Here is a 22,361-nt window from a genome sequence, read left to right as displayed (position 1 = left end):
GTTGGCGGGTTTCGGCCAGTGGCGACTATGGCAACGAACTTGATCCGCGCCAATGTCAGATCGTCGGCAACAGCGAGAAGCGCTCCCCCGGCCGCAGCAGTTTCAGCGCGTCGGGATGAGCGTCCTCTTCCCTTACCGCGTCGACCCGCGCCATCGACGGCCCGCGCCGGCACGCTGCGATCATGTCGGCGACGACGTCCGCGGGCCCTGCGAACAGCGCCTCGACGCTGCCGTCCCTGCGATTGCGTACCCAGCCCTCGACATCACGTGTCATCGCCTCGTCCGCGACCCAGGCACGGTAGCCGACGCCCTGTACCCGGCCCGTGACCGTCACATGGCGGATCGCGCCGCTCATCTATTTCTTCAGCCCGAGAAATTCGGCGCTGCGCGCCTTCACATCGGCTTCGCGCATGGCCCGGCCGGTCAACTCAGTTGATGCGAGGCCTTTGAGGTTCTTCGGCGAGGTGCCCTCGCGCAGTGCTTTCAGCGTTTCGTAGACGGCCTGCGTGGCGGCGGCGAAAGGCGTGTGTCCCTGCAGCGCAATCTTCACCCGCTGACTGCTGAGAAAGGCCGCATCATCGAGTTCGCCCTGGGTATTGCCGAGCACGATCGGCAGCGTCGTCACCGCCGCAACCGCCTCGACTTCCCGGCGCGTCGTCAGCCCGGTGAAGAACAGTGCATCGACACCGGTGGCGTCGTAGGCCTTGGCGCGCACCAGGCATTCCTCGAAGCTCGCCGCCGACGGGCCACCGCCGCGCGTTCCGGTGCGGCCCATGATGACCAGCGCGGGATCGCTGCGCCCGTCCAGCGCCGCCCGCATCTTGCCGACGCCCTCTTCGAGCGGGATCAATTGCGGCTCCGAGACGCCAAAGGCCTGCGGCAGCAGCGTGTCCTCGATGGTGAGGCCCGCAGCACCCGCGGTCTCCAGTTCCTGCACGGTCCGCCGGACATTGAGCGCGTTGCCGTAACCATGGTCGGCGTCGACCAGCACCGGCAACGCAGCGGCGCGCGACATCCGGCGCATCTGCTCGGCGAGTTCGGTGAGCGTGATCAGCGTGATGTCGGGATCGCCGAGCACCGCCAGCGAGGCCACCGAGCCGCCGAACATGCCAAGTTCAAAGCCCAGGTCTTCGGCGATGCGGACGGAAACCGGATCGTAAACCGAACCCGGGCGGATGCAGGTCGATCCGTTGAGGATGGCGCGCAATGCGGCGCGGCGTTGTTGGAAAGCCATCGAATGCTCCTTACTTTCCGTTTCCTGGGTGATGCGAAAGCATCGAACCCGGAATCTCGAGATTCCGGGTTCGCTTCGCGCCCCGGAATGACGGCTCAGGCAAACTCCAAAATCAGCGCGTCCACCGCGAGCGTGGCGCCGGCGGCGGCGTGAATCTTCTTCACGGTGCCGTCGCGTTCGGCGCGCAGCACGTTCTGCATCTTCATCGCCTCGACCACGGCCAGCGTTTCGCCGGCCTTGACCTCCTGCCCTTCGGCAACCGCGATCGACACCACGAGACCGGGCATCGGGCACAGCAGCTTCTTGCCGGTATCGGCCGCCGACGTCACCGGCATCAGCCGGGCGGCCGCCGCCTCGCTCTCGGTGAAGACGTTGACCGGGACTTCAAAGCCCTGATGCGCCAGGCGGATGCCGTTCGGGATCGCGCGCACCTGCATCGCCACATAATGGCCGTCGATGGTGCCCTGCCAGACCGGCACGCCCGGCGCCCAGTTCGAGACCAGTTGATGCGGATTGCCCGGCAGATCGTCGGCGCCGATGAAGCGCACCGTGATGCCGTCGGCCTCGCGCGCAACGTCGAGCGCGATTTCCGCGCGATCGAGCCACACCGCGCGGCGGCGCTCGCGCTGCACCAGCCGGCCGTTCAACTGGCCGGAAATCTGCCGCTTGCGTTCGCCGAGCACGTGATCGATCGCAGCCCCGACCGCCGCCAGCCGCCGCGCGATCTCGCCTTCGGGCGGCCGCGCTGCAAAACCCTTCGGGAACTCTTCGGCAATGAAGCCGGTGGACAGATTGCCCTCGCGCCAGCGCGGATGGCTCATCAGCGCCGACAGGAACGGAATGTTGTGGCGGATGCCGTCGATATAGAACGAATCCAGCGCCGCCGACTGCGCCTCGATCGCGGCCGCCCGCGACGGCGCATGCGTCACCAGCTTGGCGATCATCGGATCGTAATGGATCGAGATCTCGCCGCCCTCCTGCACGCCGGTGTCGTTGCGGACCGTGATGCCGTCATGGCTCGCTTCCGCGGGCGGGCGGTATTTCACCAGCCGGCCGATCGAGGGCAGGAAATTGCGGAACGGGTCTTCGGCATAGACGCGCGATTCCACCGCCCAGCCGGTCAGCGTGACATCTTTCTGCGCGATCGAAAGCTTTTCGCCGGCGGCGGAGCGGATCATCTGCTCGACCAGATCGATGCCGGTGATCAGTTCGGTGACGGGGTGCTCGACCTGCAGGCGGGTATTCATTTCCAGGAAGTAGAAGCTCTTGTCCTGGCCGGCGACGAACTCCACCGTGCCGGCGGAATCATAATTCACGGCCTTGGCCAATGAGACCGCCTGCTCGCCCATCTTGCGGCGGGTGGTCTCGTCGAGCAGCGGCGACGGCGCCTCCTCGATGACCTTCTGGTTGCGGCGCTGGATCGAACATTCGCGCTCGCCGAGATAGATCACGTTGCCATGCTTGTCGCCGAGCACCTGGATTTCGATGTGGCGGGGATCGACGATGAACTTCTCGATAAAGACGCGGTCATCGCCGAATGAGGATTTGGCCTCGGCCTTGGCCAGATTGAAACCTTCGGCGACTTCGGATTTCGAATGCGCGATGCGCATGCCCTTGCCGCCACCGCCGGCGGACGCCTTGATCATCACGGGATAGCCGATCTCGTCGGCGATCTTCACCGCATGCTTTTCGTCCTCGATGACGCCGAGATGTCCCGGCACCGTCGAGACCTTGGCCTTGGCGGCGGCCTTCTTGGATTCGATCTTGTCGCCCATCGCGGCGATGGCCCCGGGGTTCGGACCGATGAAGACCACGCCCGCCTCGGCCAGCGCGCGCGGAAAGGATTCGCGCTCGGACAGGAAGCCGTAGCCGGGATGCACGGCCTGCGCCCCGGTCTTGCGGCAGGCCTCGACGATCTTCTCGATCACAAGGTAACTCTCGGACGCGGCCGGTGGGCCGATCAGCACCGCGTCATCGGCCATTTCGACATGGACCGCATCACGGTCGGCCTCGGAATACACGGCTACCGTTTCGATCCCCATGCGCCGCGCAGTCTTGATGACCCGGCAGGCGATCTCGCCGCGATTTGCGATCAGAATTCGTTTGAACATGTGCTTCTTGCTTGAGCTTTATTTTAAGGCTGGGGCAGGATCCTCACCCGCAATGTGACATGCGGGGACGCGGCTAACAAACCCGTCGTACAGCAAAAATCGACCGAGGCAACGGTCCAGTTTCAAGCCGGCTTCTTGAGGCCGCGGTCCGCTGGAGCCAGTCAGCCCGAATAGCTGTGAAACCGGCCGCGCGTATAGGCGTGCGACACCGCTTTCATCAGTTCGCCGACCTCGGTCTCCAGATATTCGTTGGCCACGATCAGCGCACGGATGGTCGCGCGCATATCGCCGCCGCAGGCCGAAATGGCCTGATCCACCGCCGTTTCCAGTTCGTCATTCGGTTCGGTGGCTGGCTGGGAGGAAGAAGGCATGGAGCTGATCTCACGGCGGAGCGTTATGTTCCTATTTTGTTCTCGTGAAGTCAATGAACATGCGTGGCGAATAACGCGATGCCCCTCGCCTGTGGATGGAGCCGCACGGCCTCGGCCATTTCCGCCGCATCCGCATTGCATTACATCTTGTGGATGTCCAACGACGCATTGATCGCCGCCTATTCGGCTCCGGGCCGCCACTATCACAATCTGGCGCATATCGAGGATTGCCTCGACCTGTTGTCGTCCGTCGATAACCTTTCCGCGGCCGAGCGTGATCTGCTCGTGCAGGCCATCTGGTGGCACGACGCGGTCTACGACCCCAGAAAATCGGACAATGAAGAACAGAGCGCCCTGCTTGCCGAGCAAGCCGTCTCATCGGATATCCGAGAACAAGTCGGCCGGCTGATCCGCCTCACAAAATCCCACCACGTCACGCCCGGCGACCGCCTCGGCGCTATTCTGATTTCGATCGACCTCAGCATATTGGGGGCTGAGCCAGACCGGTACGACGCCTATGCCTCGTCGATCCGCAAGGAATTTTCCCATGTCCCGGATGCCGCCTACCGGTCCGGGCGTTCCGACGTCCTCCGGCGCTTCATGGCAAGGCCCGTCATCTTCCCCTACCCCGATTTTGCAACGCGATACGACCAGCGCGCCCGCGCAAATATGGCGAGAGAAATCGCTTCGTTGAAGGATGGTGACACCTCGTAACGCTGACAGCCCTTGGTTCCGGGATGCCGGCATGTGCTAGAAGGTTCGCGCGGATACGAAAGAGAATTGAAGTGAGACACATGCGGTCACGGGTTGTACTGATTGTTGCGCTGTTATTGGTCTCACTTTCCTCGTCCCGAACTTGGGCCGCCACCGCGACCGTCAGGGATGGCGGCACGCTTCAACTGGGAAACGTTACCTACCGGCTCGACGGGATCGACGCCCCGGCGTTCGATCAGCTCTGCATCGACGAACACGCCGACAGCTGGACCTGCGGCATCGAGGCGCGCGATCAACTGGTCAAGCTGATCGGCGGACGCCAGGTCCGCTGCGACGATCTCGGCGTCGATCCCACTTTCAAGAAGCGGCGCCTCGGCGTGTGCAAGATCGAGGGCGACCCCACCAGCCTCAGCCAGTTGCTGGTCCGCCAGGGCTTCGCCCTGAATATCGACACCTCTGCAACCGGGCGTTTCAAGACCGACGAGGCCCGCGCCAGGGACGATCGTCAGGGACTTTGGAAAGGCTGTTTCGCAGCGCCGCAAGATTTCCGCCGCGGCCAGAAGGACGGCACGCTGCTGGGCGCCGCATGCCGCGCCGACCGCGACCGCCAGATTCGCGAGGCCCTATTCCCCGAGGATTTCGTGATGCCGTCCGGCTGCAGCATCAAAGGCAAGTTCGCGGTCCGGGCCCGCGTCACCGGCAATCTCGGCATCTATCATCTGCAGGCCTGCCGCAGCTATCCGGGACTGACCAATCCGGACCGTTGGTTTTGTTCCGAAGAGGACGCCCAGGCCGGCGGGTTCCGCAGAGCCTATAATTGCCGGCCGCCGCCAAGAGCAAATGAAAGCAAATGATGCTGGCAAACCTTGCGCCTCTTGTGTGAGAGTGCCGCAAGAGGTTTGCGGGCGCGTATGACTCCTCCTGATCATTCCAACCCACTTCCTGAAGCAGCCGCTGCGGAAAGGCTGCGTCAACATCTCGAAGAAATCGCGCGCGAGCGCGACCGGGCTCATCGCGCGCTGCAGGAACGCGAGGCGGAGCTGGCGCGGATCCAGCGAATAGCCGGTGTCGGCGGCCTCGAAATCGATTTTCGCGACGGCGTCAAGAACCACCGCTCTCCGGAATACCTCCTCGTTCACGGGCTGCCGCCTGAGGCGGCCAACGAGACCTATGGGGACTGGGTCAGCCGAATCCACCCCGAAGATCGCGAGCGGACGATCAAACATCTGTTCGGCGTGCTGCGGAGCGAGAGCCAGGACTATTCGGCCGAATACCGCATCATCCGGCCGAATGACGGCGACATCAGATGGATCCGTGTCGTTGCCAAGATCGAGCGCGGCCGCGACGGTCGCGCGCTGCGCCTGGTCGGCGCCGATCTCGACGTGTCAGGTCAAATGCTGGCCCAGGAAACCCTGCGCGAAAGCGAGGAGCGCTTCCGCCTGATCGCCGACAGCGCCCCCGTCCCGATCTGGGTCACCAAGCTCGACCGCACGCGCTCTTTCGCCAACCAGGCCTATGTCGATTTCCTTGGGCTACCGTTCGAACAGGCGATCGGGTTCGACTGGCGCAAGGTGCTGCATCCGGACGATCTGCCGCGCATCCTGCAGGAATCGGTCGCCGGCGAGGCCTCACTGAAGCCGTTCGTGCTGGAGGCCCGCTACAAGCGCGCCGACGGCGAATGGCGCTGGCTGAGATCGGAATCCCAGCCGCGCTGGGACCCGACCGGAAACCACATCGGCTTCATCGGCGTCGCCCACGACATCACCGCCGCCAAGCAGGCCGAAAGCGACCTGCGGAGACTGAACGAAACCCTGGAACTGCGGATCACCGAGCGGACGGCGCAACTGGAATCAAACGAAGCCCAGATGCGCGCGATTTTCGAGACCAGCCATCAATACCAGGCGCTGCTCAATCCAGATGGCAATGTACTCTACGCCAACAAGACGGCGCTCGACGGCATTCGCGCCGACGCCGCCGACGTCATTGGCAAGCCGTTCTGGGAGACGCCGTGGTTTGGCGCCACCGAGGGCATGCCCGACGCCGTCCGCAATGCCTTCATCGCGGTCATGAGGGGCGACGAGGTGAAGACCGAGATGCGGCTGCATCTGCCGGTCGGCGAGCGCTATTTCGACTTCGCGATGCGCCCCTTGCGCGACCAGCATGGCGCGGTCATCGGTGCGGTTCCGGAAGCCATCGATATCACCGAGCGCCGCAAGGGCGAGGAAGCCCTGCGGCAGTCACAGAAGATGGAAGCGGTCGGCCAATTGACCGGCGGCGTCGCGCACGATTTCAACAATCTCCTGACCATCATCCGCTCCGCCACCGATTTCCTGCGCCGCCGCGACCTGCCGGATGAGCGGCGCCGGCGTTACATCGATGCGATTTCCGATACCGTGGAACGCGCCTCGAAACTGACCGCGCAATTGCTGGCGTTTGCCCGCCGGCAGCCGCTCAAGCCCCAGGTGTTCGATGTCGGCGCCCAGGTCGAAGCCGTCGCCCAGCTGGTTCGTCCGCTAGTCGGCCCAAGGATCAGGATCGAGGTCGATATTTCCGCGCCCGACTGCTTCGCGATTGCCGATATCGCGCAGTTCGAGACCGCGCTGATCAATCTCGCGGTCAACGCGCGCGACGCCATGGAGGGCGAAGGCCGGCTCGCGATCAGCGTCAGGAAGGCTCATTCCATCCCTGCCCTGCGTGCCCAGAGCGCGCGCAGCGGCGACTTCGTCGCCATCGCCATGACCGACACCGGCCTCGGTATCACCCCCGAGCATATCGAGGCGATCTTCGAACCGTTCTTCACCACCAAGGAAGTCGGCAAGGGAACCGGGCTCGGCCTCAGCCAGGCCTTCGGCTTTGCCAAGCAATCCGGCGGCGATATCGCTGTTATCAGCGAGCCCGGACAGGGCGCGACCTTCACCATCTACCTGCCGCAGGCCGCGGTGCCGACGCAGGCGGCGGAAGCCGCGGCCGCAGGCCAGGAGCCCGGCCCGCGCGGACGCGGCTACCGCGTTCTCGTGGTCGAGGACAATGACGATGTCGGACAGTTCTCCACCGAGCTGTTGGAGGACCTCGGCTACATGGTGCGCCGCGCCGACAATGCCGACACCGCGCTGGCGATCCTGGCCGAGGACGAGTTTGCCGCCGATCTGGTATTCTCCGACGTCATCATGCCCGGCATGAACGGGGTCGAGCTCGCCGGCGTCATTCGCGAACGTTATCCGGGCCTGCCTGTGGTGCTGACCAGCGGTTACAGCAACGTGCTGGCGGAAAACGCCCATCGCGGCTTCGAGCTGATCCAGAAACCCTATTCGGTCGAGTCGCTGTCGCGCATCCTGAGGAAGGCGATTTCAGACGCGCGGCTGTAGCGGCAGTCGTTACGCCGCATCCGCGGCCGGGCACGCGGCCAGCAGCGCGCGGATTTCCTGCGCCGGGCGCGCCGCGCTGAACAGGTATCCCTGCATCTGGGTGCAGCCCAGATTCTGCACGGTTTCGCGCTGCTGCAAGGTCTCGACGCCTTCGGCCGTCGTGATCATGTTGCGGTCGGCCGCGATGCTCACCACCGCCTTGATGATGGAGGCCGAACTCGAATTGCAGGTGACTTCCTTGACGAAGCTGCGGTCGATCTTGATCTTGTCGAACGGGAAGCGCTGCAGATATTGCAGCGACGAATAGCCGGTTCCGAAATCGTCGAGCGCGATGTGAACCCCGAGCGCGCGGAGCTGGTTCAGCGCAACGAGCGCGGCGTCATCGTCCGCGATCAAGACCGCCTCGGTGATCTCAAGCTCCAGCCGGCGCGGATCGAGCCCGGTGTCGGCGAGTACGGCGGCGACCTTCAGTGACAGCGACTGCGAGCGGAACTGGACCGGCGAGACATTGACGGCGACGCGCACATGCGCGGGCCAGGTGGTCGCTTCGGCGCAGGCGGTCCGCAGCACCCACTGTCCGATCTCCTCGATCAGGCCGGTCTCCTCGGCCACGGGAATGAAATCGGCGGGCGAAACCATGCCGCGCAGCGGATGCCGCCAGCGCAGCAGCGCTTCGCACCCCCTGACCTCGTCGTTGCGCAAATCGACCAGCGGCTGGTAGTGCAGTTCGAATCCGCCATCGACCAGCGCCGCGCGCATATCGCTCTCGAGCTCGCGGCGATGGTTGGCCTGCTTTTCCATGGTCGGTTCGAAGAAGCGATAGGTCCGGCGGCCCGCCGCCTTCGCCGCATACATCGCCAGATCAGCGCTCTTCAGCAGCGCAAACAGATCGGAGCCGTGACGCGGCGCGACTGCGACGCCGATGCTGGCGTCGCTGGAGAGGCGATGGCCGTTGCAATCGAACGGCGTGCGCAGCCGATCGTAAATCCGCGCGACCAGAATGCTGACGTCATTATCACACGTGACGTTACGCTGAACGACGGCGAACTCATCGCCGCCGAGACGGGCGATGAAGTCTTCGGGCCCGACCGACTGGCGCAGGCGATCCGCGACGCCCTTGAGGAATTCGTCGCCGATCAGATGCCCGAGCGAATCGTTGATGCGCTTGAACTCGTCGATATCGATGTAGAGGATTGCGAATTGCGCGGCTTCGGATCCTCCGAGCAGCGCCTCGGCATGGCGCTGGAACAGCGTTCGGTTCGGCAGATTGGTCAGCGCGTCGTAATGGGCGAGATGCTGGATCTTCGCCTGGACGCGCCGCCTCTCCGTCACGTCTTCCAGCGTGGTCGCCCAGCCGCCATCGGGCGAGCGCTGGTAGATCAGCTGGATCGTGCGTCCGTCAGGCGTCGTCGTCTCGGTGATCCGAGCGCCGTCGTCCGTGGGGTTGAGAAATCTTGCGCAATAGGCGTCGACGTCGCCGACAAAGCTTCCCTGCTCCTGGCGATGCAGCACCAGATCGCGAAGATGGCAACCGGGCCTGGCGACATCCGGCGACATGCCGAACATGTCGATATATTGCTGGTTGCAGACGACGAGGCGGGCCGAAGCGTCGAACAACAGCAGACCCTGGGTCATGTTGTTGATGGCGGTGTCCAGATGCTGGGTCTTTTCCGACAGCTTGTACTGGGCGGCCGCATGCTGGCTGCGCAACTGGCGCACGATCAGGAAGATCATGACGACAACGACGATGATCGCGAGCGCCGCCGCGCACAGCTGCAGCTTGGTCTGCGCCCGCCAGTCGGCCAGCGCGGTCTCGGTCTTGGTGGTCGCAACGATCAGGATCGGAAAATGCATCAGCGAGCGGACCGCACCGACCTTGTCCTCATTCTGCGACGAGCTGGTGAAGCGTCCCGAGATGTTGCCGTTCAGCGCGAGCGCCCGCTGAAACGACGGCGACTTGGCGACGTTCACGCCGAGCACCTTTGGGTTTTTCGGATAGCGGGCGATGATGGTGCCGTCACGGTGGATCATCGAAATCGCGGTATCGCTGTCCAGCGCCAGCGACGCGACAAAATCCTCGAAATGCGACGGCTCGACGCCGCGGCTGGCAAAGCCGATGATCTCGCCATCGCGGCCGACGATCTTGCGCGCGAACACCGTGGTCCAGACTTTGGTGACCTTGCTGACGACCGGTTCGACGATCACGTCGGGCGTCGGCTTTCCCGACGTGAATTCCTGGAAATAGCGCCGGTCGGAAATGTTCACGTCCCCCACCGGCCACATATGGGAAGTGTTGATCAGCCAGCCCTTGGCGTTGAACAGGTTCAGGGCGCCGACATGCGGTAACGCCACAAGCCTTGCGCGCACCATCTCATGCGCGCTCAAGGTCGACATTTTCCTTTCGAATTCGTCTGGTGTGTTGACCCCATCTGCCCGGATATAGTTGAGGACGTCGTCGTGCACATGCTGGAGATCGCTGAGCTGCTGGTCGAAATGACGCGACAGCAGCAGCGCGGTATTGTTGAGTTCGCGCTCGGCGACTTCCAGCGCCCGCTCGCGGAATTGCAGCGCGAAATATCCGGTGCCGAGCATGATCGCGATCACCATCGCCGCGGCGCACAGAATGAGCCATTGCACCACGCCCAGGCGCATCCGGGACAGCACGCCGGCGATCGACCGCCGCAGGCTCCCCGCGATGACGCTATCCGATGCACTACCCGGCATTTTGCCTGCCCCCACGGTCGCTTTTGTACGGGAAGACAACCCAAGAGGGCGTTAGCAAAATCAGTTATTGCGGGGTTAAAGCGTGCGCCCGGATCAGGCCATTTCCGGAACTTCCGCCTCTTTCAAACTGCACTCGATCAAGGCCCCGTCGATCGCGAATGCCGAGAATGGCGAAAGCTCTGTCACGACCTGCAGCGCCGCGAAGAACTGCGCATCGCCGGGGCTCTTGAGGAAGAACCGGACATGACCCGCCGACAGCGTGTCGCGCGACAACCAAACGATCCCGGAGAACAGGGCGACCATGGTCTGCGCGTATTGGCCTGCGGTAGCGACTCCGAGTTCATAGAGCGGCGAGACCACGACAAAGCGCGCGCGCAGGATCGGGGTCGGGAATTTGCTCATCATCAGGCGGCTGACCTGACAGGCCGCGTGAATCTTCTCGCCGTCCGAAAGGCAATACAGCGTCGGGTTGTCGCCATCCTTGGTCAGGGCGTCGAACGCCGCGTAGCTTCCGTTCGAAAACGTGGAAAAGTCTTCGCCGACGCTTTCAGCGTCCTTCTTCCATTGCGCCTTGATCGAACGCCAAGACTTGTCGGAGCTCATCGGCTGGAGGCGCATGATTAACCGGTGGTTAACATAGGACGTGATCACCGGTATTTTATAGGCCTCGGCTAAACGTTTGCTTACGGCCTGGGTCCGGCGGCAAATATTTGTGACGATTCGCATTTCTGCTACCTGAGAATGCACCCTACCCGCAGCGCCCCTGCCGACGTGTTCCGCGCGTCAAGCTAGCCGACGGCCCACGCCGGAAATGAGAAAGGCCGGAACGACGACAGCCGTGTCCGGCTGTCGTCGCATCTATCCTTCAGATCACCTGCGTGGGGACACAACAACCACCAGCGCCACGATCCGCCGCACCAGCGGCAATACCGCTAGCAGGGTCGGAAACGCGACCAGCCAGGATATCGCCCACGCACCCGGCCAGGTCGCGAGGAAGGCCGGCGTCGGACCCAGGCTCCTCAATGTCGAAATCATCGACACGACAAACGTCATCAGGACGGACAACACCAAGGGCATCACGACCGGCGCAAAGCGCGCCGGCAACTTTCGAATGGCAAACATGCTCTTCTCTTTGGAAAATCTGGTCAGTCGATCACGAGATAAAGGGCACTGCGCATCTATCCCGACCATGACGGGTGATGCGTTGCCTCACGTGAGACGCTTACGGCGCTTGATAGCGGCGCTGGACAGGTAGTTCAGCCGCGCCATCACGACAAGAAGAATCGGGAACTAGAGCTTACAATTATTCCAAAAGGCAACGTCAGCCGGCATCGATCAGCGCGATCCCCAGATCCGCCCTCTTCTTCCGCCGCAACCTGGCGGGGACTTCGGTCAGGACCACCTCGAGTGTCGGCCGCACCGTGCCGGCAAGCAAATGGCCGCCCCGCGTCGATCCGTCGGACAGTCCGAGCACGATGTGGACGTGAAGGCTGGCTTTGCCGTCATCTCCGACGGCGACGTCGCCGAGCGCGCTCAGGACTTCGCATTGTTCATTGACCTCGATCTTCTTGTAGCTCTTCGTTGCAAAATCGAACCAGCCGACGACGGCCTTTTCGAAGGCGCCGATCGCCGTGACGGACGCCGCCGTCATCTTTGCTTCGTTCGCAAACCGCGTCAGCGCCGCAAACGCTTCTTCGCCGGAATCCAGAATGACGACGTGGATCCGCCCACCGGGATTGTCGGAAACAAGCTGGTTTTTCATATCGATATCCTGCGTTTCGGGGCGCGGTGCATGGCCTCTCATCGGCGAGCGAGCGCCTAGGCCTTCTTGCCAGGCGGATCGCCGCCGTTATCCACGCGGCTCACCTGCTGGGCACGCGCCTTGTCCTTTGGCTGCTCCTGTCCGCGCTCGTCACGGACGATGCCCTGATCCGCACCCTCGTCTCGATCTTTGGCCCGATCCTCGGAGGGTTCAGCCTCACTCTCCGCTTCCCGCAACCGCGACTGGCCTTCTCTCACCAGCAACTCATCGCCGAGCATCTGTCCAATCACCTGCTCGGTTTGCGCCTCTGCTTTCTCTCTGAAGGTGCTCATGGCAATCTCCTTCCATGGAGAACGGCTGAAAGCAGTAATGTTTCCGGCCGAGCCAATCAAAGATCGGCATTCTGAATCGGGTTCCATCGCCACCTGAGTCGGTTCCGCCCCGGTGTAACAATGCTGTCGCAGACCAAAACTAAACGGAGGCGACCGCTATCGCCGGAATGCTTCTGATGGGGAGAGACTGATGCGCCGTACATTCGTATTGCTGTCCGCAAGTCTGATCACGCTGACCGCAAGTGCCGCGTCGGCGCAAAACGCCACGCCGCGCAATTTGATCCTGTTCGTGCCGGACGGCCTGCGCGGGCGCATCGTGACGCCGCAGACCGCGCCCGCGATGGCCGAAATCCGCGACAAGGGCGTCAATTTCAGGAATTCACACTCGCTGTTTCCGACCTTCACGATGGCGAACAGCTCCGCCATGGCGAGCGGCCATTATCTCGGCGACACCGGCACCTTCAGCAACACGATCTATACCGGCTATTCCTCGGTGCCGGCCGGCGACACCGTCGTCCCCTTCATCGAAAACGACGCCGTGCTCGCCGACATCGACGATCATTTCCACGGCGACTACCTCAACGAGGAAACCATCCTGAAGCTGGCGCGCGCGAAAGGTTTCTCGACCGCCGCGATCGGCAAGCTCGGCCCGACCTTGCTGTTCGACCACACCGACCGCGGCAAGAACACGATCGTGATCGACGATTCCACCGGCGGCAAGAACGGCGTTCCCTTGTCCGACGAGATGAAGGAAGCCTTGACCAAGGCCAACCTTCCGCTGGTGACAACGCCGCGCGGCGACAACAGCAAGGCCGGCGACGCCAGGACGCCGGGCACCACATCAGCCAACGTCGCGCAGCAGGCCTACATGGCCGACGTCGCCGCCAAGGTCGTGCTGCCGATGTTCAAGGCGCGCAACAAACCGTTCGTGCTGGTGTTCTGGTCGCGCGACCCCGATGGCAGCCAGCACAATACCGGCGACAGCCTCAACACCATCACGCCCGGGATCAACGGCCCGACCTCGATGGCCGGCATCAGGAACGCCGACAACAATCTGGCGCAGTTGCGCAAGGCGCTGGATGAACTCGGCCTCACCGCCTCGACCAACATCATCGTCTCCTCCGACCACGGCTTCTCGACGATCTCCAAGGAGAGCAAGACCAGCCCGTCGGCGAAGATCTCCTATGACGACACGCCCAAGGACTTCCTCCCCATGGGCTTCCTTGCGATCGACCTTGCGAAAGCGCTGAACCTGCCGCTGTTCGACCCCAACGACAAGAATGCACCGGTGGCCGGTAACGCCCACCCCAGGGCCGGCAACGGCGTGCTCGGCAAGGACCCCACCAAGCCCGATCTGGTGATCGCCACCAACGGTGGATCGGACCTGATCTATATTCCCAGCAAGGAACGCAAGCTCGCCGACCGCACCATCAAGGCGCTGCTGGAGCAAGACTATGTCAGCGGTCTCTTCGTCGATGACGAACTCGGGAACTTCCCGGGCACGTTGCCGATGTCGCAGCTCGGCCTCAAGGGCAAGGCCGTCACGCCGCATCCCCAAATCGTGGTCAATTTCCGCTCCTGGTCGTCGGGCTGCGACGAGCCGACCAATTGCTCGGTCCAGATTGCCGACACGATCCTGCGCCAGGGCCAGGGCATGCATGGCAGCTTTTCCCGCGGCGATACCCTGAACTTCACAGCGGCGATCGGGCCGGACTTCAAGTCGGGCTATGTCGACGCTCTGCCCGTCAGCAACGCCGATGTCGGTGCCACGGCGGCGAAGATCATGGGGCTAACGCAAAAGCCCAAGGGCACTCTGATCGGCCGCGTCATGACCGAAGCGATGCCCAACGGCGCGACGCCGCAGGCCTATACCGGCACCGTGACGTCGAGGCCGTCAGCGAATGGCTTGCGCACCGTGCTGAACTTCCAGCGCGTCGGCACCCAGCGCTATTTTGACGCCGCAGGCTTCCCCGGCCGCACACTGGGACTGGAAGTGGACGGCGGCAAACAGAAGACGGCGGCGAGATAGTCCGCCCTCCCAAGCCGCGCAGCGCCTCACGCGAATTGCGCGAGCCCGTGGCCGACGGACCAATTCTCCTTCGCGGCGTCGAGCACGTTCACGAACACGTCCTCCGGCCGTATGCCGGGGCGCTCGCCAAGCAAATCCGCGATCCGCCGGAACAGCGCCTTCTTCTGTTCCGCGGTGCGGGTGTCGAACACGGTGATCTGGATAAACACGAGATCGTCACTCCGGACGATGCCAAAGGCGGTGCCGTAGCGGAAGTTCGCTGCGTCATGCTCCGTGATGGTCATGAACTGGTCGTCTTCGGGCACGTTCAACGCTTCGCGCATCGCGCGATAAAGGCTGTCGAGAATCGCCTGGCGGTAGGCTGCCGGCTTTCCGGCGCGCAGTGAGATGTGAAGCAGCGGCACAGCTGATCCTTTCCATTTTGTCCTGACCTAGCTAAACGCCATCCGACTATTTTGATATGCTATGGATACTGATATCAGCTATAATCGTTGGAAATGACCGAACGCCCCCTCGACCTGGATGCCGTCCAGGCTTTCGTCCGCATCGCCGAACTTGGCAGCTTCACGCGCGCGGCTGAGGCCATGCGGACGACGCAGGCTGCGGTCAGCCTGAAGCTGAAGCGGCTCGAAGAGAGGTTCGGCTGCCGGCTCATCGAGCGGACGCCCCGCTACGTGCAGCTTTCGGCGCAGGGCGCAGCCTTTCTCGAACACGCCCGCGAACTGCTGGCGGTGCACGATCGCGCGCTCGCCGTATTTGCCGGTGCCCGGCAGCGCCTCACCATCGGCATCAGCGACCATGTTGCGGGGCCGGAGCTCCCGGCGCTGATCGCACGCATGAACGCGCAAGACCCGCAGCTGTTGATCGAAATCCGGATCGGGTCGTCGGGCGACCTGCTGCAAAGCTTCGACCGGCGCGAACTCGACACGGTGATCGTCCGCCTCGAGGCCGGGCGGGACGACGGGGAAGTTATTACCGAAGAGAAATTCGGCTGGTTCGCAGCGCCTGGCTGGCAGTATCGCGCGGGCGAGCCCTTGCCGCTTGCCACGATGGCCGAGCCCTGCGGCGTGCGTGCGATGGCCGGGCGGCTGCTCGATGCGGCGAACGTGCCTTGGACGGAAATCTTCGTCGGCGGCGGCGTTGCGGCGGTCGCAGCCGCCGTCATGGCCGGGCTCGGCGTTGCTGCATTGGCGCCGCGCATGCTGCCATTCGGCGCCGTTGAGGTCGGGCCCAAGCTCGGGCTTCCCGATCTGCCGCGCTTGCCGGTCCTGCTGCACTCCAGGGTCAAGGACGGCCGGCCGCGCGATGCGCTTGCCGCGCTTTCGGCTGCCTTCAGGAGCGTGGTCCGAGGTTAGCCAACGCCTCTGGTTCATGGGGCAAGACGCTGGCTCGCGAACTCGCGTCCGGCTCAAGCCGCTTCGCCGACGGCTGGCGCAGCCACTTCAGCAGCTCGCGGGCGCTGAAGGCGATCACCACCTCATGGTGCCGCATGCCCTTGCCGCCCTTGACGAGGCCGAGATCCCGCACCAGGCAAAAGCGCCCGCTGCTCATGCGGGCCAGGCGGCAACCTTTGAAGAAACCGAACATCGCACAATGATGCATCGGGACGCGATCGCGTCAATTCTTGACGGTACGCGAATCCCTTTTGCGCGCGGGGATTCGTCGTTGGAACAAACACAGCACGGATGAGCGGGACGACATCCCGAAGGCATCATGACCTGAGGTCATTTCCATTGATCGTCGCGTGCGACGGAAATTGCGACGATTGCTGGCGTATCTCACGTGCCACCGGCCGCTCAGACGGATCACGCCCGAGCACTGGCTTCAATTCGGCAAGATCGATGAAGGCGTCCGCCTGACGCCGCAGGTCGTCCGCCACCATCGGCGGCTGGCTGACAATGGTAGAGATGACGGTCACGTGGACACCGCGGCGCTGCACCGCTTCCAGCAGCGAGCGGAAGTCGCCGTCGCCCGAGAACAGAAACATCCGGTCGACATGATCGGCAAGCTCCATCGCATGGACGGCGAGCTCGATATTCATGCTGCCCTTCACCTTGCGACGGCCGCTGGGGTCGATGAACTCCTTGGTGAGCTTGGTGACGACGGTGTAGCCGTTATAGTCGAGCCAATCGATCAGGGGGCGGACCGATGTGTATTCCTGATCCTCGATAATGGTCGTGAAATAGAACGCCCGCAGCAGCGTACCGCGGCTCTGGAATTCCTTGAGCAGACGCTTGTAATCGACGTCGAAACCAAGCGCTCTGCAGGTCGAGTAGAGATTGGCGCCATCGATAAACAGCGCGATCCTGTCGGACGATAACATCAGGCACCAGCCCCCCAATTTGAGATGCGCAGCTCAGCAGAGTGACCAGCTTCGGCTCTGCGGACAAGTTGAAGGACACCGTAGCTGGCCGACGCGGGTGGCGTTGACGCCCCGGAGCAAGGGATCGTCGATGCACCACGCGTGGTTCGGGCGTGCCTTGTCAATCTAGCGGGTCTTTTCATGATTAGTCCACTTCGAGCCGCCGAGAATGGTCGCACTCGCCTCAAGGAAGGCAAGATAGTTTTCATAGCAAACCAAAACGCCAAAATCGACCAGATCAAGCGCGGCCTCCCATGAACGCTCGCCCGGCACGGATCGCGCGCCTCCAAGAATAACGTATGGTTGGAAGCTGGTGCTGTCCTGCCGGCGTTTTGCACCCGGTCGAATATCGTTCGAGCAGTGGATCAATTGCAGGCTTGGCTTTGGCATCTCAATCCCCGAATTTGTGGCGGCACGAGACGGCGGTCGTTACGCAAGCGATGTTTACAATGCGGCTATCCCGGACAGCGGCGCCGAGGTTCAACGTTCAATCAGCAAGAGCGATGGCGCGAGATTCCTGCTGCCGCTCGGCTATCGCGCCAGCCTAGTCACCGAGACTCGCCGAACCATTGAACGGAGGTTGATATGCACGTTACATTTGGGTGAGAGGAGCATACTTAAGTTTAGGATCAGCCGCCCGAGCCTTGCGAGGGACCAGGAGTGCCACCTCCTCCGCAGCGATATCCAGTTGTCGACATTGCGCGTTCCGCGATCGTCAACCGGCGCTTGCAGGCGCGACGAACGGCCGCGACCGTCAAGCGCTCTGAGCCACCTGCGTATCGCGATGCACCATACCTCCGGGCCTGGAAAAGCTGCTAGGATACGGCTCATTCGTGGGGTCACGTGTTGCCGTCGATGGTGATGATCACCTGACGACGCGGCGCGGGGCCGGACGGCCCAATGCCATGCGTAACCAGATACTAAAATCCCGGCGCTCGGCCGAGCAATCGCTGCTCGGCGGCATGGCTTTGGCATCGTTGACGGCGGCTTGCATCTGGCTCGTGCTCGGTCCCGCCCCGGAGGTTGCCGACTATCTGATTGCCGTCGTGCTGCTTTTCGCCCTGTTTCTCGCCTCATTGATCGTGATGCACCTGGTAGGCAGCACCCGCAGGCAAATGGAAGCCGCGCTTGAGAGCCGGGCAAGCGCCGAACAACGCGCAATAGAAGCCCTGCGCGAGAGCGAGGCGCAGTGGAAGGAGGTCTTCGAGCACAACCCCGTCATGTACTTCATGGTCGATGCGGAAGGCATCGTCCTGTCGGTGAACACTTTTGGCGCCGCCCAGCTCGGCTATCTCGTCAGCGAATTGCGGGGACAACCGGTGCTCGGCGTCTTCTTTGAAGCAGACCGGGACGCGGTGCGAAAAAGCGTTGAAATCTGTCTGGCGCATATCGGGCAAACGCACAGTTGGGAGATCCGAAAGGTCCGCAAGGACGGTTCGGCGCTGTGGGTTCGTGAAAACGCGAAAGCCGTGCGACGGCAGGATGACCGGCTGATCGTCCTGATCGCATGCGAGGACATCACCGAGCGCAAGGAGGCTGAAAACGCCTTGCGGCAGAGTGGGAACTATTTGGCCGAAGCACAGCGATTGAGCCACACCGGCAGCTTCGGCTGGCGCGTCGCCACCGGCGAAATTATCTGGTCGGACGAAACCTTCAGGATATTCGGCTTTGAAAAGGCACCTTCAGTCGCACTCGACATGGTCATTCAACGCATTCATCCCGACGATCGAGCGGGCGCGCAACAGACCATCGACCGGGCGTCCCGCGACGGCAGGGATTTCGATCACGAATATCGATTGCTGATGCCCGGCGGCTCGGTCAAATATGTCCATGCAGCCGCGCATGCCGTAACCGATGCATCTGGTGGCATCGAATTTGTCGGCGCGGCGACAGACGTCACGGCACGAAGGCGAGCCGAGGAGAAACTGCACGAGGCACAGGCTGAACTGGCGCATGTCACGCGCGTGACGGCGCTCGGGGAGCTGGCCGCGTCGATTGCCCATGAAGTGAACCAGCCGCTTGCCGCCGTCGTCGCCAACGCCTCGGCCGCGCTGCGTTGGCTCGACCGCGATACTCCCGAACTGCAGGAAGCGCGCAGCGCTCTGGGCTCGATTGTCGATGACGGCAACCGGGCGGGCGAAGTGATCCAGCGCGTCCGCGGGCTGGTAAGCAAGACCGCCGATCAGAAAGCACCTCTCGACATCAATGCGGTCGTCAATGAGGTGGTCACCTTGCTGCATCGTGAACTGTTCAGCCACCGGATCGTGCTGCGGAAGGAACTCGCTCCCGCTCTCGGCCAGGTCCTCGGCGATCGGATTCAGCTGCAGCAGGTCATCCTCAACCTCGTCATCAACGCCATTGAAGCGATGCAACCGGTCACCGACCGACCACGCAAGCTGGCGATCCGGACGCACCAGGAGGACGCCGACCAGATTCTGGTCACGGTGACAGACTCCGGTGTCGGATTAGCCGTTCAAAATGCTGACCGGCTGTTCGCTCCCTTCTTCACCACCAAATCCGACGGCATGGGCATGGGCCTGTCGATCTGCCGATCAATCGTCGAGTCCCATGGCGGGCGACTGTCGGCCTCCATCAATGTCGGGCCCGGCGCGACGTTTCAGTTCAGCCTGCCGATGCATCAAGAGGACCATACGCCGTGACCGGCCGCTCAAACTCGCCTCGCAACGTTGGCGGCCCGGACGAGCCGATCGTCTATGTTGTCGACGATGACGTGTCGGTGCGTGAAGCGCTCCGGAATCTTTTCCGCTCGGTGGGCTTGCGGGTCGAAGTGTTCGGTTCGGGCGCTGAATTTCTGCAGAGCAAGCTTCCGGACGTTGCGAGCTGCCTGATCCTTGACATCAGACTGCCTCGACTGAGCGGTCTCGACTTTCAGGCCGACCTTGCCAAGGCAGGCATTCACATTCCCATCGTCTTCATGACGGGCCACGGCGACATCCCCATGACGGTCAGGGCCATGAAGGCCGGGGCTGTCGACTTTTTGACCAAGCCGTTCCGCGATCAGGACATGCTGGATGCCGTGACGGCGGCCATCGAACGCGATCGAAATAGCCGGAATGAAGCAAAGATCCGCTCCGACCTGCACGCGCTGTTTGCGACCTTGACTGCCCGGGAGCGCGAGGTGATGGCGCTGGTCACGACCGGGCTCATGAACAAGCAGATCGCGGCCGAAATCGGCATTGCCGAGATCACCGTGAAGATACACCGCGGAAACATCATGAGAAAAATGGCCGCGAAATCGCTGGCCGAGCTGGTGAAGATGGCCCAGGCGCTCGAAATACAGCGCCCGGCACCGCCGCAATAGCGGCGGGTCGTTGAGCGATCCCCCCGTCCTGCAAACCTAAGTATGATTTTCCGCCCCCGATTTGCGACGCACTCTGCCCTCAAGCGGCTTGCAGCAAGAGGCATTCTGCCAGCACGTCAGGAAGCACCGCTTTGGCCCACCCACCCGTAATTTCAATCATTGACGATGACGGCTCCGTTCGCACCGCGACCTACAATCTCGTGAGAACGCTTGGATACGTCGTTCACACCTTTGAATCGGCCGGGGCGTTCCTGCGGTCGCCTCATCTGCATGACACCTCGTGCGTGATAGCAGATATTCAAATGCCGGTCATGAGCGGTCTCGAGCTGCAAGCTCACTTGGTTGCCGACGGATACCGTCTGCCATTCATTTTCATCACGGCTTTCGCGACTGAGAACGCGCGCATGCAAGCACTGAAGGCCGGCGCGAGCTGCTTTCTCACCAAACCCTTCACGGGCGAGGCGTTGATCAACTGCCTCGACGCCGCACTGCGCGGGCACGGCGCGTAAAAACAGCCGATGACCCGATCCGATCGGGTTAGCACGGCATCTGGCGCCGCTATTCCGATCGGTCCGGCGACAGGGCCAAAACAACAATTCCATCCCACCGAAATGACGGTTTCGAGCCGGTCATACCTAGGGATAAGCCGATCAACCATCTAGACAAGTTGTATATGGGGCGGGACGGAACGAGAGTGAGGCATCGTCGCCCTCCGGTAAATCCGACGGCACGACAACCAGTACACCACGATCAGTGAATGGCAATTCCTCAGGAGGAGGTCGCCATGCGTACAGGCCCACGCTGTTCCGAATGCGACAGTGAAGAACCCAAGATAGTATGTCTGCGAAATCCGGCGCGTGAACGTTACTGCGGACGTTCTTGCCTCGGCCAAGGCCAGGAAAAATTCATTCGCTTGATCCTGCGAACGAACGCGGAGGCCGCATCATGACAAATCGTTGCGACAATCCGAACTGCGACCGCCCCTTCGGGCTGGTCCGTTTCAGCTGGCGCTTCGGGCAGTTCTGCTCGTCCAGGTGCCGCGAGCACTGCAAGCGTCAGCGGGATCGTAACAAGGCCTACTGGAGATGGCTCTACAAATGCCCCGAGCCGTCTGTCGCAAACCAAAAATAATCCAGCGATGCGGCAGGTCCGGACTGCAGACCGCCTCTCGGACGTAGATGAGCCGAAACCGTTGAGGTGAAAGTTGTCGATAGAGTAAGCGGAGGAGCCATCATGACAAGCGCGCAAGCGATGTTGATCGGAGCACTACTCGCCTGGACGCCTTCGGTTCTTGTGCTCGCCTGGCTCTTGCGGGACATTCGAGACACACGCGGCCAGGATTAGCCGCGATCCAGATTCGAGCCGACATCGATTTTCGGCGCGGCGACTTGTCGTCCGCGCCGCGCCATCATCCGGCGAGCCGCCATCATCCGGCAAGCCAACGTCCCTTGTGAATGTCGAATTTCACCAGACCTTCGTCGCGCATTTTCAGAAGCAGCGACTGGCAGGCTTCCTCATTCGGAAGATTGGCGCGTTTCATGATCTCGTAGACCTTGAGCGGCTTCTCGCGAAGCGCATTCAGGATATTCTCGCGATCCTTGAGCATGACTATTTCCTGTTGACCAAAATCGACATTGATTGTTGAACGAACCATAGCGTTTTCGAGCGAAGTGGACACCGGTTCGCATAGCAATCAAGCTTACGCAGATTGCGTAGACTTATCTGCGTAGAAAACGCGTCAAAACAAGAATCTAGACCATGGCCAGTTTGATTTGACCATCGTCAAGGACTCCGGTCGCGAGAGCCTCGCGCGCCCTGCGTTCGATAACGGGCCAATTGGTGAGCAGATATTTGTGGGCCAGCGCCTGCGTCGGAAGATCGGTTTGCAGAAGGCAGCGCTGCCGCGAGTTCCCGTTCGCGATCTGAAAGGATACCGCTTGCGGCCCCTCGATGATCTCTTGTTCGGTGGGTTTGGCAACCAGCCGCATACGCTATTCCCTGTGAAACTTGTCAGGCCAAGCTGTTCGGATCGACC

The 22,361-nt window shown here is 62.4% G+C and carries 23 protein-coding genes; 8 read left to right on the top strand and 15 right to left on the bottom strand.

Translation table 11 applies throughout. From position 1 onward, the window contains the following. Positions 1 to 55: 55 nt before the first annotated feature. From JQ597_RS21335 to JQ597_RS21320, 4 genes are all read right to left on the bottom strand, one after another. Positions 56 to 355, bottom strand: coding sequence for an acylphosphatase (locus tag JQ597_RS21335; protein WP_212266164.1), 300 nt, complete (start codon positions 353 to 355; stop codon positions 56 to 58). Further along, positions 356 to 1,234, bottom strand: coding sequence for an isocitrate lyase/PEP mutase family protein (locus JQ597_RS21330; RefSeq protein WP_212266163.1), 879 nt, complete (start codon positions 1,232 to 1,234; stop codon positions 356 to 358). It lies immediately after the preceding gene. Positions 1,235 to 1,329: 95 nt separating this feature from the next. Further along, positions 1,330 to 3,345 (bottom strand): acetyl-CoA carboxylase biotin carboxylase subunit, encoded by a 2,016-nt coding sequence (locus tag JQ597_RS21325; protein WP_212266162.1) that lies wholly within the window; start codon positions 3,343 to 3,345, stop codon positions 1,330 to 1,332. 161 nt (positions 3,346 to 3,506) lie between these two features. After that, on the bottom strand, positions 3,507 to 3,716 hold the full coding sequence (locus JQ597_RS21320) for a hypothetical protein (RefSeq protein WP_212266161.1): 210 nt from the start codon (positions 3,714 to 3,716) through the stop codon (positions 3,507 to 3,509). Positions 3,717 to 3,794: 78 nt separating this feature from the next. On the opposite strand from JQ597_RS21320, the gene JQ597_RS21315 reads away from it, so the two are divergent. The 3 genes from JQ597_RS21315 (at position 3,795) to JQ597_RS21305 (ending at position 7,795) form a co-directional block, all read left to right on the top strand. Next, the gene (locus JQ597_RS21315; protein ID WP_349628866.1) at positions 3,795 to 4,430 is read left to right on the top strand and encodes an HD domain-containing protein; all 636 of its coding nucleotides are present in this window, start codon (positions 3,795 to 3,797) and stop codon (positions 4,428 to 4,430) included. A gap of 80 nt (positions 4,431 to 4,510) precedes the next feature. Then, entirely contained in the window at positions 4,511 to 5,284 is a 774-nt protein-coding gene (locus JQ597_RS21310; protein ID WP_212266160.1) for a thermonuclease family protein, read from the top strand. Between the two features lie 57 nt (positions 5,285 to 5,341). Beyond that, positions 5,342 to 7,795: a hybrid sensor histidine kinase/response regulator gene (locus tag JQ597_RS21305; protein ID WP_249148079.1), complete on the top strand. Its 2,454-nt coding sequence runs from the start codon at positions 5,342 to 5,344 to the stop codon at positions 7,793 to 7,795. 9 nt (positions 7,796 to 7,804) lie between these two features. Here JQ597_RS21305 and JQ597_RS21300 read toward each other — a convergent pair whose 3' ends face one another. From JQ597_RS21300 to JQ597_RS21280, 5 genes are all read right to left on the bottom strand, one after another. Further along, positions 7,805 to 10,519, bottom strand: a complete 2,715-nt coding sequence (locus tag JQ597_RS21300) for a bifunctional diguanylate cyclase/phosphodiesterase (RefSeq protein WP_212266158.1) — start codon at positions 10,517 to 10,519, stop codon at positions 7,805 to 7,807. Positions 10,520 to 10,612: 93 nt separating this feature from the next. Further along, entirely contained in the window at positions 10,613 to 11,122 is a 510-nt protein-coding gene (locus tag JQ597_RS21295; protein WP_212266157.1) for a hypothetical protein, read from the bottom strand. Positions 11,123 to 11,389: 267 nt separating this feature from the next. Continuing rightward, on the bottom strand, positions 11,390 to 11,641 hold the full coding sequence (locus JQ597_RS21290) for a DUF2798 domain-containing protein (protein WP_212266156.1): 252 nt from the start codon (positions 11,639 to 11,641) through the stop codon (positions 11,390 to 11,392). 199 nt (positions 11,642 to 11,840) lie between these two features. Further along, positions 11,841 to 12,281: a PPC domain-containing DNA-binding protein gene (locus JQ597_RS21285; RefSeq protein ID WP_212266155.1), complete on the bottom strand. Its 441-nt coding sequence runs from the start codon at positions 12,279 to 12,281 to the stop codon at positions 11,841 to 11,843. Positions 12,282 to 12,337: 56 nt separating this feature from the next. Then, entirely contained in the window at positions 12,338 to 12,613 is a 276-nt protein-coding gene (locus tag JQ597_RS21280; RefSeq protein ID WP_212266154.1) for a hypothetical protein, read from the bottom strand. A 190-nt stretch (positions 12,614 to 12,803) separates the two neighbouring features. On the opposite strand from JQ597_RS21280, the gene JQ597_RS21275 reads away from it, so the two are divergent. Continuing rightward, positions 12,804 to 14,642: an alkaline phosphatase family protein gene (locus JQ597_RS21275; protein ID WP_212266153.1), complete on the top strand. Its 1,839-nt coding sequence runs from the start codon at positions 12,804 to 12,806 to the stop codon at positions 14,640 to 14,642. Between the two features lie 26 nt (positions 14,643 to 14,668). On the opposite strand, the gene JQ597_RS21270 is transcribed toward JQ597_RS21275, so the two are convergent. Beyond that, the gene (locus JQ597_RS21270; protein ID WP_212266152.1) at positions 14,669 to 15,046 is read right to left on the bottom strand and encodes a tautomerase family protein; all 378 of its coding nucleotides are present in this window, start codon (positions 15,044 to 15,046) and stop codon (positions 14,669 to 14,671) included. 93 nt (positions 15,047 to 15,139) lie between these two features. Here JQ597_RS21270 and JQ597_RS21265 point away from each other — a divergent pair, with 93 nt between their 5' ends. Further along, a complete protein-coding gene (locus JQ597_RS21265; protein ID WP_212266151.1) occupies positions 15,140 to 15,997 on the top strand; it encodes a LysR family transcriptional regulator in 858 nt (285 codons plus the stop codon). Here the strand turns inward: JQ597_RS21265 and JQ597_RS21260 are convergent. The 3 genes from JQ597_RS21260 to JQ597_RS21250 all read right to left on the bottom strand — a co-directional run bounded on the left by JQ597_RS21260 (position 15,975) and on the right by JQ597_RS21250 (position 17,394). Then, positions 15,975 to 16,229 (bottom strand): hypothetical protein, encoded by a 255-nt coding sequence (locus tag JQ597_RS21260; RefSeq protein WP_212266340.1) that lies wholly within the window; start codon positions 16,227 to 16,229, stop codon positions 15,975 to 15,977. The two genes, JQ597_RS21265 and JQ597_RS21260, sit on opposite strands and share 23 nt — an antisense overlap. A 124-nt stretch (positions 16,230 to 16,353) precedes the next feature. Continuing rightward, positions 16,354 to 16,965: a LabA-like NYN domain-containing protein gene (locus tag JQ597_RS21255; protein WP_212266150.1), complete on the bottom strand. Its 612-nt coding sequence runs from the start codon at positions 16,963 to 16,965 to the stop codon at positions 16,354 to 16,356. A gap of 165 nt (positions 16,966 to 17,130) precedes the next feature. Next, the gene (locus JQ597_RS21250; RefSeq protein ID WP_212266149.1) at positions 17,131 to 17,394 is read right to left on the bottom strand and encodes a hypothetical protein; all 264 of its coding nucleotides are present in this window, start codon (positions 17,392 to 17,394) and stop codon (positions 17,131 to 17,133) included. Between the two features lie 572 nt (positions 17,395 to 17,966). Between JQ597_RS21250 and JQ597_RS21245 the strand changes: the two genes are divergently transcribed. The 3 genes from JQ597_RS21245 to JQ597_RS21235 all read left to right on the top strand — a co-directional run bounded on the left by JQ597_RS21245 (position 17,967) and on the right by JQ597_RS21235 (position 20,835). Beyond that, entirely contained in the window at positions 17,967 to 19,664 is a 1,698-nt protein-coding gene (locus JQ597_RS21245) for a PAS domain-containing sensor histidine kinase (protein WP_249148094.1), read from the top strand. Beyond that, positions 19,661 to 20,326, top strand: coding sequence for a response regulator transcription factor (locus JQ597_RS21240; RefSeq protein WP_212266148.1), 666 nt, complete (start codon positions 19,661 to 19,663; stop codon positions 20,324 to 20,326). Before JQ597_RS21245 ends, JQ597_RS21240 begins: the two co-directional genes overlap by 4 nt. Positions 20,327 to 20,457: 131 nt before the next feature. Then, positions 20,458 to 20,835, top strand: a complete 378-nt coding sequence (locus tag JQ597_RS21235) for a response regulator transcription factor (protein WP_212266147.1) — start codon at positions 20,458 to 20,460, stop codon at positions 20,833 to 20,835. A 917-nt stretch (positions 20,836 to 21,752) separates the two neighbouring features. On the opposite strand, the gene JQ597_RS21230 is transcribed toward JQ597_RS21235, so the two are convergent. Then, positions 21,753 to 21,932 carry a helix-turn-helix domain-containing protein gene (locus tag JQ597_RS21230; protein ID WP_192733787.1) on the bottom strand — a complete coding sequence of 60 codons (180 nt, stop codon included), beginning with the start codon at positions 21,930 to 21,932 and terminating at the stop codon, positions 21,753 to 21,755. 145 nt (positions 21,933 to 22,077) lie between these two features. Continuing rightward, entirely contained in the window at positions 22,078 to 22,314 is a 237-nt protein-coding gene (locus tag JQ597_RS21225; protein WP_212266146.1) for a hypothetical protein, read from the bottom strand. Positions 22,315 to 22,361 lie beyond the last annotated feature (47 nt).

It is taken from the genome of Bradyrhizobium sp. AUGA SZCCT0177 (assembly GCF_018130125.1).
GTDB lineage: Bacteria > Pseudomonadota > Alphaproteobacteria > Rhizobiales > Xanthobacteraceae > Bradyrhizobium.
The sequence above is the reverse complement of the archived record's forward strand: the minus strand, read 5'-3'. Positions and strand labels throughout refer to the sequence as shown.